We start from the raw sequence: 18039 nt of genomic DNA on the forward strand, positions 1-18039 counted from the left end.
TTAAGTTCATGTTAGCAATCACAAATATCGTAAAATTTATAGTCACAAAAAAAGGCCTTCTTGCGAAGACCTTTTTAAAATATCCTGTTGTTTTTTTAGAATCTTTTTTCTTTGATCCTGGCTTTTTTCCCGGTTCTTCCACGCAGGTAGAACAGCCTTTTACGACGAACTTTACCTTTTTTGTTGACTTGAATACTGTCGATAAAAGGTGAACTCAACGGGAAAATCCGTTCCACGCCAATACTTCCTGACATTTTACGTACAGTAAAGGTTTTGTTATTTTCCCTTCCGCGAATTTGGAGTACCACACCGCGAAAGTTCTGTATCCTCTCTTTGTTTCCCTCTTTAATTTTGTAACTCACAGTAACCGTGTCACCGGCACCAAACTGCGGGAGGTCGTTTTCTACTGCAAATTCGTTTTCTACAACTTTTATTAAATCCATTTCTGAAGTATTTTTTAATGTTGGCAATGTATTCCGTCACATACCGGAAAAGAGATTGCTTAAAAGCGGTGCAAAAATAGTATTTTTTTTAACAGGGCAAACAATATTGTCTGTCATTTTTCTATTTACCGGATTGGATTTCAGACTTGATAAACTGATTAATGCGACTCGCCAATAACTTTTAAGTGGTCGCCTGTTTTTTCCACAATTACACGGTACCACCATTCGGGATAGCCGTTGAAATGAGGGGCCCGTGGCATACCGGTTTCAGTGCGTTCAAATTCACCGTCTTTTTCGCGTTTCACGTTGCCGTCGATGTATTTTACCAGCAGGTATTGTCCGAGCTCTTTCCAGCGGGCCGTCATGTTGTTGGCTTCATTCACTGAATATTGTGTAATAAAATCGCGGGCTTTTTCCTGTTCGCCCGAAGTGTAAAGTGCTTCGGCGGCTTTATCAATTACCGGCACGTAACTTACAAATTTATCTTCCAGTTCTTGCTGAACTTTTTGAACGTCTTTAATCATGTCGTTGTAGCGCAGGTAGGCAAAATTGGTTACCTGGTTAAAAGTCCAGAAAGCTGATGTTTCGCTGTAAGTGAGCAGGTCACCGTTTCCAACGGCAAAGCATTCCGGTATTTCAGTAATTCCGCAATACATGGGAGCGTAGCAGGTGCTGTAAGTGTCGTCAACACCAAACCAGAGGATGCCGCCAATGGGGTCGGGCAGCCAGTTGCGGCTTTGGGCTACAAACGAAAAACCGGTTTGCTGTGTGGAGATGGCCCGCTCGTTGCAGTATTCCACTGAATCAACTTCCCAGGTGAGGCCTCTCCAGCGGTAGGGCAGCTCAAACGGACCGGCACCGATGTCTTGTGTCATATCCAGTGCGGTGCCTTCGAAATGATCGCGCATCATGCCCACCACATCCTGCACCGACAGTTTTTTATCGGGTTTAATCCACAGCGGCATCCGGTTCGATGCAAAATTGTTGGGACCGGCGTGTTCAATTATTCCTTTGGCGTAATCGGTATATTTTTCCATTCCCCGGGCCACCTTGTTGAAACCGGCCCACACACGTGCTTCGCAAAAGCGGGCACCACCAAAATCAACCGGTGCATATACATCTGAAAAACTAAAATCATCGTCGGAACCTTCGTACCAGCCTTTATCGCGGGCAAACGAAATAACATCTTCAGCATACAAACAATTTTCAGGATCATCTTTTGGGAAAGTGGTGATACGTGCCTGGTTGGCATGTCCGCTAATATAACCATCCGGGACTTTAAGTGCCACCCAAACAGCGCCTTTTTCACCATCTCCCTTGCCAATCATTTCCAGAATCCAAACTTCTTCCGGATCAGAGATTGAAAACGATTCGCCCGAACTGTAGTATCCGTAATTTTCTACCAATCCGGCCATTACCTCAATAGCCTCGCGGGCAGTTTTGGCCCGCTGCAGTGTAACGTAAATCAGGCTTCCGTAATCCATAATGGCACCGTTCTGACTGGAAAGTTCGCTGCGGCCACCATAAGTGGTTTCACCAATGGCAAGCTGAAACTCATTCATATTTCCAACTACACTGTATGTGTGGCGAGGTTGTGGTATTTTTCCGAGGTATTTTCCGGTGTCCCATTCGTAAATTTCGCGCATGGCCCCTTGTGGATGATCCATGGCCGGTTGGTAATATAATTCGCCGTAGAGTGTGTGCGAATCGGCTGCATAGGTAATCATGGTGGAACCGTCAACCGAGGCTCCCGCTGTTATCAGAAAATTGGTGCAGCCATTTGAATTTTCAACATTCGATAAAAGGAATACAACTGCAAGTATCCCTGTCATTAATTTTGTTTTCATTATTATTATCGTTTTTAATTTCCAGGAAAGGCAAATATAATTAATTTCAAAAACCAACTGCTGATTTTTGTTATTTGCGGCAAATGAGGGTATTTAGCTTATGCTTCAGATGCACTTTTTAATTTTTCCCAGGACGCTTTCCATGTCATTGTCGAGCCCAACTGAAAAACGTACCAGCCCGTCGGAAAGTCCTATTTTTTTCTGAACTTCGTGTGGAACTTCTGAAGAGGTACTGTGCCCCGAGCAGCTGAAAAGTGTTTTGAAATAACCGAGGCTCACAGCCAGGTAGCCAAACTCGCCAAATTGTTTAAGCTCGTAAAGTTTTTGTGCCGGATCGGATTTCATTTTTTCGGATTTTTCGTTTGGGTTGAAATTAGTGGATTTTTTACTGGCAAAATATGATATTGATCGGGATTCAGGGGGGAGCCGGACATTCCAAAGTCCGGTAGTATTTGTGGCTGGACTCCACAGCGTTTTGTTCGACTTTGGAAAGTCAAACTCCCGGAAAAACCACCCCCAAACTGCTATCTTTTTTTGCACCTGTTACCGAAGCATAGCAATTAACTTCGCCCAAATATCTCAGCAATCCCAAAAAGGCAAAAACCAGCGCCTCTTTGTAATCGATAATCTGCTTTTCCGGAATGATTATTTCAGCAGAACTGTGCATTTTTATTTGTTCGATTAAGAAGGTGTTGAAGGCTCCGCCTCCTGTTACCAGCACTTTCCCGTTTTTTGGAATTGTTTTACCAATCTGAACGGCAATGTGTTGGTAAACTGTTCGGAGTTTGTCAGGGATTGAAACCGGTAAGTTTTCAATCAGCGGGAAAAAGTTGTGATCCATCCACTCTTTACCCAGCGATTTTGGCGGTGCTTGTTTATAAAATGAAATGTTATTTAACTGCTCGAGCAGTTTTTCATCCACGCTTCCTTTTTTACCCAGGTTGCCGTTTTTGTCAAACGGAAGTCCTTCTTTTTGAGCCAGAAAGTTGAGCACAAAATTGACAGGGCAAATATCGAACGCCAGCCTTGTATTATTTTTTTCAAACGAAATATTGGCAAATCCGCCCAGGTTGAGGCATGAGTCGTATTCAGAAAAAAGCAGCCGATCGCCCACCGGAACCAGCGGAGCGCCCTGTCCGCCCAACGCCACATCGCCCGTGCGGAAATCGGCCACTGTGGTGATTCCTGTTTCGGCAGCAATGTCGGCCCCGTTTCCCACCTGAAAAGTGAAATGTTTTTCGGGCTGATGAAAAACCGTGTGCCCGTGTGAGGCGATGATTTCCGGTTTAAAACCGGTAGCATTCATAAACTGTTTGATCCCTTTCCCCAGGAATCGACCGTAGTCAGTGTGAAGTTGCATCAGTTTTTCACCACTTAGTTCAGTGGAACCGAGAAGCCGGGTTTCCCAATCGGGGCTGTATGCTACCGTTTCGGCTGCTGTAATTTGAAAGTCCCACTTTCCTCTGTCATAATAAAATTCAACGGCAGCCAAATCGAGCCCGTCGAGCGAAGTTCCCGACATCACTCCAATCACTTTGTATTTACTTCCAGAATGTGGCTTCATAGGTATTTGTATTTCCGCTGTAATCGGTTATTGTTAGTTCAAACTGATGTCGTTTCTGTAATTCAAAGCGTTCAGGGTCAAAATAATGTGTTATCAGGTTGCTTTTTGCGTCGTACTCTAAAAGCGCCCAACGGCCGTCTAATTTTCCTTCAATAATGTGAATTCCCGATAAATCATCAGAAATACGGAATCGAATGCGCGTTGATTCCGAAAGTTCTGCTTTGTTTTTTATACTCAGCGGAACCACTCGTGGAGGAACAGTATCCACCGCCACGGCGTAATTCCCAAAATTCCGGATATTCCCGGTTACCCAGCCGTTTTTATAGGTTCCGCCGGCAGTACTGTAAAGTCCGGAAACGGTATCCACCTTTACCAGCAGTGCCTTTGGACGCAAATGTTTTTCAATATTTTTAGTTTCAATTGACATTCGGGCACTGGTATGAATTGGAGCAGATTCATCGTGAACGGCGTGAATATCGGAGAAGAATTCTTCCCATCCAGCCTTTTTAGAATAAGTAAAAGGAATGTCGGTATAAAATGAATTTTCAGGGAAGTCGATTTTGATGCCATCGGAACGAAAATGGTTTTCCCGGTCGTATTTCATGAGTTTGACGTAATCTTTTTGTGGGGGAGAAACTTTAGCCGACTTACTTTCGATGTTGAAATCAAGCACCGATTTGTTCCCGTACGTATCGGTAAGTTCAAACCGCACATGGTGAATATTTCCGTCGGTAACCCTGAAAATGCCGTTTCCACGGATGTAATCGTAAATGCTTAAACGGTTGCCCGGGTCGACCCAGGTTTTGTGAAACCTGCGCCGGGAACGGTTGTACTCAGCATAGTCGATGTGGCTGTTAATGTAACGTGTTTCGGCAAACGAAAAACGATCCATTTTGAAAGAGTAATACAATTCCCCGTCAAATTTAAGCTGAATGGAGTACACACCGCAACGGTTGTGCGATTCATCAAAAAAATCGTTGGTTTGAATGGCAAATCCGATTTTGCCATATACCGGGATGATAGGATTTCCCTGAATGTAGTAACTTCCGTTCCCGGATTCAACGGGGAATGATTTTTTTACAGCACTGTAATCAACGTGTGAATAGTCAGAAAGGGGAACCAGCATCAGCGAGAAAATCCGGGGCGGTGTATTGTCTTTCACAGGGAAGTCGTATTTCAGCGGGTTCAGCGGTTCTTCGCTTTCGGTGTCCCGTATTTCAAAATGAAGGTGCGGCCCGCCCGAACTCCCGCTGTTGCCGCTGTGGGCAATAAATTCGTTTTGTTTTACTGCAAATAATCCATCGGGTACCTGCAAATCAACCCGGAACGATTTCTTTTCGTACTGAATACTTTTCACGTATTCCTCAATGTCCTCCCTGAAACTTTCGAGGTGCCCGTAAACTGATGTTGTGCCGTTGGGATGATCGATGTACAACGCGCGGCCAAATCCGGTGGGTGAAACCACGATGCGCGAAATAAAACCGTCGGCCACAGAATATACAGGAATTCCTGTTACGCCCTGTGTTTTTATATCAATTCCAGAGTGAAAATGGTTGCTGCGCAGTTCGGCAAAACTGCCACTTAAAATAAGAGGGATTTTTAATGGTTCTGAGTAATAGTTTTGGCTGTATGCATTTACCGATAAAAGAATCAGAAGGGTAATTGTCAAATGTTTCATTAAAAAAACTTTAGGCTCTGTAAATAATACTGCAAATTTAGGAATCCATTTCTCCTTCTGAATCTATTTTATGGTTATTTTTTTCAATATTTTGCAAACGTTTTCACAATAGGTTAAAAATATTAACTTTGCCTGTGAATTGCAGCAAAAATGACCGAAGAAGAACGTATCCTTCTGAACGAGTTAAAAGCCAATACAAAACAGCTTTTTCAAGCGTTCCATAAACTGGAAGCAGAAAAAAAACAATTGGAAGAGCAACTGGCATTTTTAAAAAATGAAATAGCGCGAATTGAAGGTGAAAAAACAGAGCTCGGTCGGCGAAATGACAGTTTGGAAATGGCCAACCGGATTTTGTCGGGAAAAGATGAGAACCACGAGGCCAGCAAAAGGATGAATAAAGTTTTACGGGAAATTGATAAATGTATTTCATTACTAAACAAGTAATGAGTGGTGGATAAGAATCAATTGAGAATAAATATTAAGATCGAAGGCAGGGTTTATCCGCTTAACATCGATCGCAAAGATGAAGAGAGGCACAGGGTTGCTGCAAAAACTGTAAACGAAACCGTGAACAAGTTTAAAACACTTTTTCGTGATAAAGATGCCCGCGATATTTTGGCAATGGCAGCATTTCAGATTGCTTTAAATCAAACAGAATTGCTGGAACATGCCGACAAGTCTCTTTTTGTTGATGAACTGAAAAATTTAAACGATGATATTTCAGATTTTCTGAAGGAAAAATCGGAGAAATAAAGTTTTAAATAAGAGATATTTATCAGGAGCCCGTATTAGGTCACTTTCTTTAACGAAAACTAAGTGATTTATTACGGGTTGTTTATTAATAAATTAAATTAAAAAGATGGATTGGATACAAATACTAATAGGAGTAGCAGCCGGATTTCTGGGGGGCGGAGCGTTGGCTTACGTCATCTGGAACAAGGCGTTGAATTCGAAAAAACAGCGAATTATAGATGAGGCCAAAAGTGAAGGTGAAGTCATTAAAAAAGATAAAATACTGCAGGCCAAAGAGAAGTTTATTCAACTGAAAACCGATCACGAAAAATTTATTCAGGAGAAAGGGGCTAAAATCGGCCAGCTTGAGAATAAATTAAACCAGCGCGAAAATACCATTAACCAGCGGCGTGAAGAGTTGAACAAGAAAACCAAAGAGTTTGAAATTACCCGCAAAGAAGTGGAAGCCATTCGCGAAAATTTGAACTCCCAGCTTCAACGCGTTGAGCACAAAAGCGAAGAGCTCGACAAACTGCGCAAACAACATCAGGATATGCTGGAGCAGATTTCAGGCTTGTCGGCCGAAGAGGCAAAAGCCCAGTTGGTTGAATCGCTGAAAGAGGAAGCACAATCGGATGCCGTGGCTTACGTGAACGAAATTATGGAAGAAGCCAAGCAAACGGCCAACAAAGAAGCCAAGAAAATTGTGGTTAAATCTATTCAGCGGGTAGCTACCGAAACTGCGGTTGAAAATGCCGTTACCATTTTTCATATTGAAAGTGATGAAATTAAAGGCCGCATTATTGGTCGCGAAGGACGAAACATCAGGGCGCTTGAAGCTGCCACAGGTGTTGAAATAGTTGTTGATGACACGCCCGAAGCCATTGTGCTTTCGGCGTTCGACCCGGTGCGTCGCGAAATAGCCCGCCTGGCACTTCACCAGCTGGTTACCGATGGCCGCATTCACCCGGCACGTATTGAAGAAGTGGTGGGTAAAGTGAAAAAGCAAATTGAGGAAGAAATAATTGAAACCGGCAAACGGACTGCCATCGACCTTGGCATTCACGGGCTACATCCCGAACTGGTGCGTTTAATCGGTAAAATGAAATACCGTTCGTCTTACGGACAAAACCTGTTGCAGCACTCGCGCGAGGTGGCCAACCTGAGTGCGATTATGGCCTCGGAACTGGGGCTGAACCCTAAAAAAGCCAAGCGCGCCGGTTTATTGCACGATATAGGAAAAGTGCCGGATGATGAGCCGGAATTGCCGCACGCCGTTTTAGGGATGAAACTGGCCGAGAAATACAAAGAGAAACCGGATATTGCCAACGCCATTGGCGCTCACCACGACGAAATGGAGATGCAGACACTTCTGGCTCCGATCGTTCAGGTTTGCGATGCCATTTCAGGTGCACGTCCGGGAGCCCGCCGCGAAGTGGTTGAGTCGTACATCAAGCGATTGAAAGACCTCGAGGATTTGGCGCTGTCGTACCCAGGCGTTACCAAAACGTATGCTATCCAGGCCGGTCGCGAACTGCGTGTTATTGTTGGTTCCGACAAGATGAGCGACCAGGAAACGGAGCAGCTTTCGTACGATATTTCAAAACGCATCCAGGATGAAATGACTTATCCCGGACAGATTAAGATCACAGTTATCCGCGAAACACGGGTAGTGAGTTACGCGAAATAGAAAAATATTCAGATAAATAATTGAAACCGGTTGCAATAGTTGTAGCCGGTTTTTCGTGGTTAAAACCGTTTTCCCCACCAGTTGCGCAGCCGTTCCAGGATTTTATTTTCCTGCGGGTTTTTTCCGGGGTGGTAAATGCGTGCTTTCTGAATTTTTTCAGGGAGGAAATCCTGTTCAGCAAAGTTCCCCTCGTAGGAATGGGCGTATTTGTAATTTTTCCCGTAGCCAATCTCTTTCATGAGTTTGGTTGGTGCGTTGCGGAGGTGCAATGGCACCGGAAGATCGCCGGTTTTTTTCACCAGCGCAACTGCTTCGTCAATGGCCATGTAAGCCGAGTTGCTTTTGGGCGATGTAGCGAGGTAAATCGCACATTCCGAAAGGATAATGCGTGCTTCGGGATAGCCAATCTGGTGCACGGCATCGAATGTACCCTGTGCCAGCAACAGCGCGTTGGGATTAGCCAGGCCAATGTCTTCTGACGCGAGGATGAGCAGCCTACGGGCAATAAATTTCACATCTTCGCCGCCTTCAATCATCCGGGCAAGCCAGTAAACGGCTGCATCGGGGTCGCTGCCCCTGATACTTTTAATAAAAGCCGAAATAATATCGTAATGCATTTCGCCCTTTTTGTCGTAGGTAGCCAGGTTGCGTTGCAGGCAGGAAATTACTTTGTCATCAGTAATTTCAATTTTGTCGCTTTCTTCAGATATAACAACCAGTTCGAGAATATTTAGCAATTTCCGTGCATCGCCCCCGGAGTAGAGCAACATAGCCCTGTCTTCTGCAATCGTTATTGATTTCGATTTTAGTTCTACATCTTTTTTCAGGGCCGAGTCAACAATGTTTAAAAGGTTTTTTTTGTCGAGTGAGTTTAAAATATACACCTGACAACGGGAGAGGAGCGGGGAGATGACTTCGAACGAAGGATTTTCGGTGGTTGCGCCAATGAGTGTGATAGTTCCGTCTTCAACCGCTCCCAGCAGCGAATCCTGCTGCGATTTACTAAATCGGTGGATTTCGTCGATAAACAAAATGGGGTTGGGCCGGTTGAAAAACTGCTGTTTTTTGGCTTTCTCAATCACCTCGCGTACATCTTTTACGCCTGAATTAATGGCACTGAGCGTATGAAACGGGCGTTCGAGCGTGTTGGCAATTATCCTGGCCAGCGTGGTTTTTCCGACTCCCGGCGGGCCCCATAAAATGAGCGACGAGAGGTTACCCGATTCAATCATTTTTCGCAACACGCTGTTTTTGCCCACAAGGTGTTCTTGTCCGGTGTAATCGTCAAGTGTTTTTGGCCGGAGCCGTTCGGCAAGTGGTTGGTTTGCACTCATTTTTTCAGGTAAAAAAATTAATAATCTGATGAAAGGTCACACACTCAAAGGTAAAATTAATTATTTGAGATTTGGAAAATGGGACCACTGAAAAAGTTAATTGGCGTATCGCTTAATAATATTGTAAGCCCCTACAATTCCCAGCTCTCCTGCACGGCTTAAATCGAGTGCGCCACCTTCAATGTCGTTCAGGTAAATTTTTGTGAGCCCCCGGTTAAAGTAGGCTTCTGCAAATTCAGGTTCAAGTTCAATGGCCCTGTTCAGGTCTTCAATGGCGCTTTTGTAATTTTTCAACCTTAGTTTAATAAATGCCCGGTTAAAATACCCAAAAAAGAAATCCGGCTTGAGGTAAAGCAATGTTTGATAATCGTTCAATATTTTCTGGTACTCGGGCATGGCGATGGGATCGTCGTCTGTTAAATTATTTGTGGTACCGCCAATGGGCACCGTAACCTCGTCGGAGGGTCTTTCGAGTTGTTCAATTTCTTCCAGCATTTTGTAACGGGTGTTACCTCTTGAAAAATAAGCAATTGCCTGGTCCTTATTCATTTCAATAGCCTTGTCGAAATCTTCCAGTGCCGCATTGTAATCGCCGGTCAGGCTGTGAAAAAATCCGCGGTTGAGATAGTTGTGACTGTTTTCATTTATTTCAAGTCTTGCGTTAAAATACAACACAAAATTTTCAAAAACTTCCTGGTATTTTTCTACCTCTTTGTTGGTAAGGGCGAGCATCGGGTTATAGTTGTTTTTCTTGTTTAATTTGTCGATTGAAAGATTATAGTACTGAAATCGGGTATAATCGACTGCATTTTTTTCGAAAGCTGAAACAATAAAAATGGGCTGCAAATCAATTTCAATATTCCTGTTTTGAATCCTGCCATCGTCCACTTCTTCATCATCGGAGGGAAGATCGCGGGTGTCTTGAATTATAAGGTTTGGCCTGCGCCGGCGTTGCTGCTGTTCGTCGGTTTCCTCCTCTTTATCAGCCTGGTTGTCCTGTGCGTTATTGCCGGAACCCGTTTGCTGCGATGTGCTTTGGCTGGCTGACTGTTGCTGGCTTTGGCCGGAAGAACCGGAGCTTTGGCCCGACTGGCTTTGTTGGTTTTGTGCCAGTTGCTGGGCATCGAGGCGGCGGCTTTCCAAATCGAATCGCGGATTCAGTTGGGCGGCAATCTGGTAATCATTTTCATATCCCGGACGATCAAGTATTTCGCGGGCCATGGCGCGGTTAAAATAGGCACTGGCCATTTCAGGATTTAATTTCAGTGCCATATTGTAATCCATAATTGCCCCTGCATAATCCTCCAGTTTGTGTTTCACAATTCCGCGGTTATTAAAAGCCAGGGCATTTTCCGGATCGAGCTGGATGCACTGGTCATAATCGCGCAGGGCCGATGCATAATCTTCCATTTCAAAACGGGCAAGTCCCCTGTTGAGATAAGCTCCTGCAAAGTGCGGACGGTTAATAATGACCTGGTTCAAATCGCGAATGGCACCCTTGGTATCTCCGGTCATTATTTTTGCATTGCTGCGGTTCATCAGTGCATTGGTTGATTTTGGATTTATCTCAAGCGCTTTATTGTAATCTTCAATGGCTTCGTCAACTTTTTCCATCGACAGTTTTGCAAGCCCCCGGTTAATAAAAAGGTTCTCGTTTTCGGGGTCAAACTCCAGGCCTTTGTTGTAATCGGCAATTGCTTTTTCGTACTCTTTCAGGTTGTGGTAAGCCATTCCGCGGTTCATGTAAGCCCGCGGGTAATATGGTTTTATTTCAATGGCTTTGTTGTAGTCGAGAATGGCCCCGCGGAAATCTTCAAGCTGGTGTTTGGCCACTCCGCGATAGAAGTATGCCTCGGGGAGCTGGGGCCTGAATTTTATTACAATGTTGAAATATTCAATGGCACCGGTATAATTACCAATTGAAATGCGGGTACGGCCTACCCTGATGTAATGATCGATATTAAGCTGTGCTTCTGCTGTAAAAACAGTAGTGAGCAGTAAAAACAATATTAGCGTTTGTTTTTTCATTTTCTTTTTCCTGAACCAACAAAAATAATATTAAATGAAAACAGCTGGAAGGTTCGTTAATTTTATTTAACTTTTTCGCCAAATTATTGAAAATCCAGAAAGAATTTGGGAGTTTCGACAATTATATCTCGCAGTTTGTAAATTTCACTCCCATTGTAAACTCTTTTGCAAAATTCAGAATGTTTCTAAATGGTGAAATTTTCGTTAAAGAAATTTTAATTGTTATTTTTGGCACTCATTCAAAAAGACGATTATTTTAAATTTTTTATATGAAGAAGGGGATAAAAAGTTATTTTGTTTTTCTGCTTTCATTGATCGTTTCGGTTCAGACTTTTGCCGGTAATGAAACCAGTTCAGACAAAAAAGACAAAAAAGGTTATGTGTTTGAAGATGTTAAGGTTTTGCCGGCAACATCAGTAAAGGATCAGCACCGTTCGGGTACTTGCTGGTCATTTTCAGGGTTGTCATTTTTGGAGTCGGAAATGCTGCGGCTTGGAAAACCAGCAGTAAACCTCTCGGAAATGTTTATTGTTTGGCACACCTATGCCGAAAAAGCCATTAAACATGTACGTGTGCATGGTAACCTTAATTTTGCCGCAGGTGGTGCTTTTCACGATGTTACCAATATGATTTCAAAATACGGAATAGTTCCCGAATTGGTTTACGACGGGCTGAACTATGGTGAAGATAAACACGTGCATGGCGAAATGGACAGGGGGCTTCGCGAATTTGTTGATGCTGTAGTTGAAAATAAAAACCAGAAATTGAGTACGGCATGGCATGAAGCTTTTACCTCAATTCTGGATAATTACCTTGGTGAAATTCCACAAAATTTTGAATACGAAGGCAAACGATATACACCGCAAAGTTTTGCTGATGAGTATGTTGGGTTGGATATGGACGATTACGTGGAGATTTCATCTTATACCCATCATCCGTTTTACTCAAAATTTATTTTGGAAGTGCCTGACAACTGGTCGTGGGACGAAGTTTACAACGTGCCTTTAAATGAGCTGGAAGAAATCATAGATTATTCGTTGAATAACGATTACACCATTGCATGGGCTGCTGATGTAAGCGAAAAAGGATTTAAGTCGAGCAATAAAGGAGTGGCCGTATTGCCTGCAGTCCCTGAAACTAATATGTCTGATGCCGAGATTTCGCGCTGGGAAGAATTGCCCGAACGCGAAAAAGAACAGGAGCTTTATAAGCTCGAAAAACCAGTCCCTGAACTTGAAGTAACCCAGGAAATGCGCCAGGTTGCTTTTGATAACTTCCAGACTACCGATGATCATGGAATGCATATTATCGGAACGGCAAAAGATCAGAATGGACAGCTCTTTTATAAAGTGAAAAATTCATGGGGCGACTATAATAAATACGATGGTTATTTTTATGTTTCCAAGCCTTACTTGAAGTATAAAACTATGTGTATAATGGTGCACAAAGATGCCATCCCGCCAGGAATAAGAGAAAAACTGGAATTATAAAATCCACAGCCCCTTCAGTTTTTTCTGAAGGGTTTTTCTATATTTGGGGGGTGTTCTAATAATCCGGGTTCCATGAAATTCAATTCCCTTGTTTTTATCTTTTTTTTGGCACTGCTGCCCCTGATTCCGAATGCACAAAATACTGAAGATTCCTGGGAGTGGTGGAATAATCAGCATGGCTGGGAACCCGGGGATCCGGGCTGGCGGAACTGGATGAAAATTACACCCGGCTACCTCGGTCCTAATGCGTTGCCGGTGCCGCAGGTAAAAAAAGGTTTTATTGAAGATTCCTCAGAAGTTGAAGTTAGTTTTTCAAACCATTTCCATTCCGGCGATCCCACTCAGGATATTTCCGGAAGGCTTTTTATCCCGTTTTCCAATAATAAAATTGCCGTAGAAATTTACGGGGTAGCAATCGAGCGCTTTGCTTTTTCAGAAACCATAAGAGACGAGCGCGTTGCCCGCGACAAAGACGGAGAGGGATTTGCAATAGGCGATTTTTATTTCAGCACATTGGTCCAGTTGTCGAAAAACCGGAAATTTCCGAATACATTGTTTCGATTTACTGCCAGAACAGCATCCGGTAACCAACTGGAGGCAGCCCGCTATTCCGACAGTCCCGGGTATTTTTTAGATGTTAGCTTTTCAAAACAATGGGGTACATCCAATAATGGGTTGCTCAGGCCTTTTGGGGCAGTTGGTTTTTACAGCTGGCAAACCAACGATGAACTGAACCTCCAGAACGACGCGCTGATGTATGCACTTGGTACTGATTTCGAAAAAAATACCTGGCTGGTTTCCGCATCGTGGTCGGGGTACTCAGGTTATAAAAATAAACGCGACCGCCCCATGCAGCTTAATTTTGATGTTCAGAAAAATATTGATCGAAAAACGTTGAGAATCCAATATATAAACAGTTTGCGCGAGTGGGGGTATAAAACTTTGCGTTTTTCGTTTATATGGAAATTTAATCCCGCCTGATTTGTTTTCCGGTTTTGTGCCGGAAATGTTTACATTTGTCGAATAAAATGAAAATGCGCCGCATTAGGAAATCATAGAAAAATGAAGAAACTCTCGCTGGTTATCTGCGTCTATAACGAAGAATCCAATATAAAACCCCTTTCGGAACAAATACAAAATGCCCTCGACGGGATTGATTATGAAGCTGTTTTTGTGGACGATGGTTCATCGGACAAAACCTGTGACGAGGTTCGTAAAATTAACGACGAACGGTTTATTCTGATTGAATTGAAACGAAACTACGGGCAGAGTTCTGCATTGCAGGCCGGAATCGATCACGCCGATGCTGAGTACATTGCATTAATTGATGGTGATTTGCAAAACGACCCGGCTGATATTCCCCGCATGCTGGGTATGATGGAGGAAGAAGGCTGGGACATGGTTGCAGGCGTTCGGGCAAACCGCAAGGACGGAATGTTCCTGCGAAAAGTGCCCTCAAAAATTGCCAATTACATGATCCGGAAATCGACGGGCACAAAAATGAAAGATTTGGGATGTACACTTAAAATATTCACCCGCGAAACCATAAAAAGCATTACCATTTATGGCGAATTGCACAGGTTCATACCGGTTTTAATTACCCAGGAAGGTGCTGCCCGGATTACACAGACAGATGTAAATCACCGGCCGCGCAAATTTGGAACTTCAAAATACAACCTTAACCGCACATCGAAAGTGCTGAGTGACTTGATTCTCATGTTGTTTTTTAAAAAGTACCTGCAGCGGCCCATGCATCTTTTCGGCGGTCTTGGGTTTGTTACACTTGGCATTGGAGCGCTGATTAATTTTTACCTGCTGATTTTAAAAATACTGGGGAATGATATCTGGGGAAAACCACTGCTTCTGCTGGGCATATTGCTTGTGATGGGAGGTATTCAGTTCATTACCATTGGCATAATTGCAGAATTACAAATGCGGACTTACTATGAGTCGCAGCAAAAAAAACCTTACCGGATAAAAAATATTTCATCTACAAGCCGCCATTAAACGATTTTGAATTTATTGGGTCTAAAATGTTAGCTGTGGTATAAAAATTGTACCTTTATTAGGTTGTAAATCAATAATGAAAGGAGAGAATTATGTCAACAAAAATTAACATTATACTACTTGTGGTTTCAATGCTTTTGGTTACATCCTTAACACAGGCACAGGAGCGACTCATAAACGGAATAGTTACAACTTTCGACAGTATCCCATTGGTTGATGCTGAAATCCAAAACAGAAGTACTAAAGAAACAGTTTACTCCGATTCACTTGGGCGTTTCCAAATTATGAGTGAACCGGGTGACAAACTGAAATTTAAAGCACAAGGGTTTTACAATGAAAAAGCTAAAATTGAAGAAAAAACAAAATACGCTGCGGTTAACCTTAAAATGAAACCGGGCTCCAAAAACAGGGAATATGCAATAGGTTATGCTACCGTTTCCGATCGTGATAAGCTGAATGCCCTTTCGAGCATGAATAATGAAGACGCTGATTTCAGTCAGTACAGCAACATCTACGATTTAATTAAAGGTCGTTTTGCAGGTGTGCAAGTCACCAATGGCGAAATTATTATTCGCGGAATTAATTCAATAAACAGCAGCAGCGCAGCCCTAATTGTTGTCGATGGCGTTCCTGTCGATGGAAGTGTGCTGAATTCGATACCGCCCGTTCAGGTAAAAAGCATTAACGTGATTAAAGATGGCAGTGCGGCCATTTACGGTTCGCGTGGCGGTAACGGTGTGGTTATTATTGAAACCCGCAGGGGTAATGACTAATTGAAAATTTTCAGTCACAACTTCGCCCAAAATATGTTTTTATGGTAATTTTTACCGGGTACTTTTTTCACCGGGAATAAATTTCTATTTTCAACCCCGTAAATTTAAACCGGGCTGAAATGACCAGAATTTATTTTGCTATCATCTCCCTTCTGCTAATTTTTCAAAGTTGCAGTAATGCACCCGATACTGAAAACAGGGAATTAAAATTATGGTATAACGAACCCGCCGAACAATGGGTTGAAGCCTTACCGCTTGGAAACGGGCGTTTGGGGGCCATGGTTTTTGGAGGTGTTGAAGTTGAAAGGATTCAATTAAATGAAGAGTCGGTTTGGACGGGAGGCCCCATTGAAAGGGCAAATCCCGAAGCACTGAAATACCTCGATGAAATACGTCAGTTGCTTTTTGATGGCGAGTATGTCAAAGGCGACCGACTGGCCCAGGAAAAAATTATGGGCAAACGCATCGACGGCGGGAAACATACTTACCAAACACTTGGCGATCTTTTTATTGAGTTTGAAGGATTGGAGAATGTTTCCAACTATAAACGTTCGCTTGATTTAAATACCGCGGTTGCCAAAACAGAGTTCAAAGCTGATGGTGTAACCTATTCACGCGAAGTATTTGCCTCTGCACCCGATGAGGTTATTGTGGTAAAACTTTCGGCCTCAGAAAATGGAAAACTCAATTTTTCAGCCCGGATGGACCGTCCCGGAGAGGCCGAAAAAGTGTCTGTTGATGGGGGGCGGATAGTTATGACAGGGTTTGCCGAATACGAAGGAAGGGGAACACGTTTTGCATCGGTTGTTGCTGTAGATGCCAAAAACGGCGAAGTAAATTCGTCAGGCGATACACTTTCGGTATCAAATGCCGATGAGGCAGTCATCCGCATTTCAGGCCGCACCAACCATTGGGGAGCCAATGAAGTTGAAACTTCTTCCGCTGATATTAATAGTGCCGTAAACTTTACCTTTAATGAACTGAAATCGAATCATATTGAAGAATACCAGGGGTATTTCAAACGTGTAAGTTTGGAGCTCAACGAACCTGATACACTCAATTTGCCAACTACCGAACGGCTTAACCGGGTAAAAGAAGGAATAAGCGATGCACATCTTACCGAGTTGTATTTTCAGTTTGGAAGATATTTGTTAATCAGCTCTTCGCGGCCAGGAAACCTGCCTGCAAACCTGCAGGGAATTTGGGATCCCTCATTGTCGCCACCCTGGAATGCCGATTATCACATCAACATCAATATTCAAATGAATTACTGGCCTGCTTTGGTGACCAATCTTGCCGAGTGCCAGCAGCCATTTTTTGAATTTGTTGACGACTTGCGCGAGCGTGGCAATATTACGGCACGTGAAACATACGGTGCCCGTGGATTTGTGGCTCATCACACCACTGACTTGTGGAAATTTACCGACCCCATTGGATTAACCGGTTGGGGCATGTGGCCCATGGGGGCAGCATGGTGTTCCGATCATTTTTGGGAACATTACGATTTTACAGGCGATAAACAGTTTCTTGAGGAAAAAGCCTACCCGGTATTGAAAGATGCTGCCCTGTTTTTTGTCGATTTCCTGGTAGAAAATCCAGAAACAGGACTGCTGGTTTCCGGGCCAAGTATGTCACCTGAAAATAAGTTTATTGCACCAAGTGGCGAAGTTGCTGCTGTTTGCATGGGGCCTGCAATGGATCATCAGATAATCAGGGAATTGTTCAATAATTGTATCAAATCATCTGAAATTCTGGGAGTGGATGCCGAATTTGCCGATACGTTGCGTACGATGCTCCAAAAATTAACACCTTCGCAAATCGGGTCAGACGGAAGGATTCTGGAATGGTCGGAGGAATTGCCGGAAGCGGAACCCGGGCACCGGCACATGTCGCATTTGTATGCATTGTACCCGGGCGAAGAGTTTACCAATCCGGATGATCCGAAATGGCTGGAAGCATCCCGAAAATCGATTGAGGAACGGCTCAAACACGGCGGTGGACATACCGGCTGGAGCCGGGCATGGATTATCAATTTTTTTGCCCGCTTAAAGGACGGGAAAAAAGCTCACGAAAATATTGATGCCATTTTGGCCAAATCAACCCATCCGAATTTATTTGATAATCACCCGCCGTTTCAAATCGACGGTAATTTTGGTGCCACTGCCGGCATCGCCGAAATGCTTTTGCAAAGTCACAATAACGTGCTGCAAATATTGCCTGCCCTGCCACCCGAATGGAAAAGCGGAAGTGTTAAAGGCCTGCGTGCCCGCGGCGGTTTTGAGGTGGATATTTCCTGGGATAATGGTGAACTAACTGAATTAAAAATTAAGTCGTTGCTTGGGAACGATTGCAAAGTAATGTATGGTGATTTGGTTGCCACACCGGAAATAAGCAAAGGCGAACAAATTGTTTTATGAGCTGCTAAAATTGGAATCCTGTTTCTGAATATACAT

At 43.5% G+C, this 18039-nt stretch carries 15 protein-coding genes; 8 read left to right on the forward strand and 7 right to left on the reverse strand.

Features of this window, described 5'->3' with window-relative positions; translation table 11 throughout:
* Positions 1-95: 95 nt before the first annotated feature.
* From rplS to ACTCNA_RS01845, 5 genes are all read right to left on the reverse strand, one after another.
* Positions 96-443, reverse strand: a complete 348-nt coding sequence (rplS, locus tag ACTCNA_RS01825) for a 50S ribosomal protein L19 (RefSeq protein ID WP_462946183.1) — start codon at positions 441-443, stop codon at positions 96-98.
* Between the two features lie 158 nt (positions 444-601).
* Positions 602-2290: a dipeptidase gene (locus ACTCNA_RS01830; RefSeq protein ID WP_462946184.1), complete on the reverse strand. Its 1689-nt coding sequence runs from the start codon at positions 2288-2290 to the stop codon at positions 602-604.
* 105 nt (positions 2291-2395) lie between these two features.
* Positions 2396-2635: a PLP-dependent transferase gene (locus ACTCNA_RS01835; protein ID WP_462946185.1), complete on the reverse strand. Its 240-nt coding sequence runs from the start codon at positions 2633-2635 to the stop codon at positions 2396-2398.
* Between the two features lie 148 nt (positions 2636-2783).
* Complete coding sequence (locus tag ACTCNA_RS01840) at positions 2784-3854, reverse strand: anhydro-N-acetylmuramic acid kinase (RefSeq protein ID WP_462946187.1); 1071 nt, start codon at positions 3852-3854, stop codon at positions 2784-2786.
* Positions 3832-5532: a M23 family metallopeptidase gene (locus tag ACTCNA_RS01845; RefSeq protein WP_462946188.1), complete on the reverse strand. Its 1701-nt coding sequence runs from the start codon at positions 5530-5532 to the stop codon at positions 3832-3834. The genes ACTCNA_RS01840 and ACTCNA_RS01845 overlap by 23 nt, the downstream gene beginning before the upstream one ends.
* A 150-nt stretch (positions 5533-5682) precedes the next feature.
* Between ACTCNA_RS01845 and ACTCNA_RS01850 the strand changes: the two genes are divergently transcribed.
* The 3 genes from ACTCNA_RS01850 to rny all read left to right on the forward strand — a co-directional run bounded on the left by ACTCNA_RS01850 (position 5683) and on the right by rny (position 7954).
* Entirely contained in the window at positions 5683-5976 is a 294-nt protein-coding gene (locus ACTCNA_RS01850; RefSeq protein WP_462946189.1) for a hypothetical protein, read from the forward strand.
* A 6-nt stretch (positions 5977-5982) separates the two neighbouring features.
* Positions 5983-6285, forward strand: a complete 303-nt coding sequence (locus tag ACTCNA_RS01855; protein ID WP_462946190.1) for a cell division protein ZapA — start codon at positions 5983-5985, stop codon at positions 6283-6285.
* A gap of 106 nt (positions 6286-6391) precedes the next feature.
* The gene (gene rny, locus ACTCNA_RS01860) at positions 6392-7954 is read left to right on the forward strand and encodes a ribonuclease Y (protein WP_462946191.1); all 1563 of its coding nucleotides are present in this window, start codon (positions 6392-6394) and stop codon (positions 7952-7954) included.
* Between the two features lie 59 nt (positions 7955-8013).
* Here rny and ACTCNA_RS01865 read toward each other — a convergent pair whose 3' ends face one another.
* A complete protein-coding gene (locus tag ACTCNA_RS01865) occupies positions 8014-9288 on the reverse strand; it encodes a replication-associated recombination protein A (protein WP_462946192.1) in 1275 nt (424 codons plus the stop codon).
* Positions 9289-9384: 96 nt separating this feature from the next.
* A complete protein-coding gene (locus tag ACTCNA_RS01870; RefSeq protein WP_462946193.1) occupies positions 9385-11316 on the reverse strand; it encodes a tetratricopeptide repeat protein in 1932 nt (643 codons plus the stop codon).
* 269 nt (positions 11317-11585) lie between these two features.
* On the opposite strand from ACTCNA_RS01870, the gene ACTCNA_RS01875 reads away from it, so the two are divergent.
* From ACTCNA_RS01875 to ACTCNA_RS01895, 5 genes are all read left to right on the forward strand, one after another.
* Positions 11586-12806, forward strand: coding sequence for a C1 family peptidase (locus ACTCNA_RS01875; RefSeq protein ID WP_462946194.1), 1221 nt, complete (start codon positions 11586-11588; stop codon positions 12804-12806).
* Positions 12807-12878: 72 nt separating this feature from the next.
* On the forward strand, positions 12879-13787 hold the full coding sequence (locus ACTCNA_RS01880) for a hypothetical protein (RefSeq protein ID WP_462946195.1): 909 nt from the start codon (positions 12879-12881) through the stop codon (positions 13785-13787).
* Positions 13788-13868: 81 nt separating this feature from the next.
* Positions 13869-14813, forward strand: a complete 945-nt coding sequence (locus ACTCNA_RS01885) for a glycosyltransferase family 2 protein (protein WP_462946196.1) — start codon at positions 13869-13871, stop codon at positions 14811-14813.
* A 92-nt stretch (positions 14814-14905) separates the two neighbouring features.
* Positions 14906-15586, forward strand: coding sequence for a TonB-dependent receptor plug domain-containing protein (locus ACTCNA_RS01890; protein ID WP_462946197.1), 681 nt, complete (start codon positions 14906-14908; stop codon positions 15584-15586).
* A gap of 119 nt (positions 15587-15705) precedes the next feature.
* Positions 15706-18003 (forward strand): glycoside hydrolase family 95 protein, encoded by a 2298-nt coding sequence (locus ACTCNA_RS01895; RefSeq protein WP_462946198.1) that lies wholly within the window; start codon positions 15706-15708, stop codon positions 18001-18003.
* The last annotated feature ends 36 nt before the right edge of the window (positions 18004-18039 follow it).

The sequence above is a fragment of the Tangfeifania sp. genome, assembly GCF_055108615.1.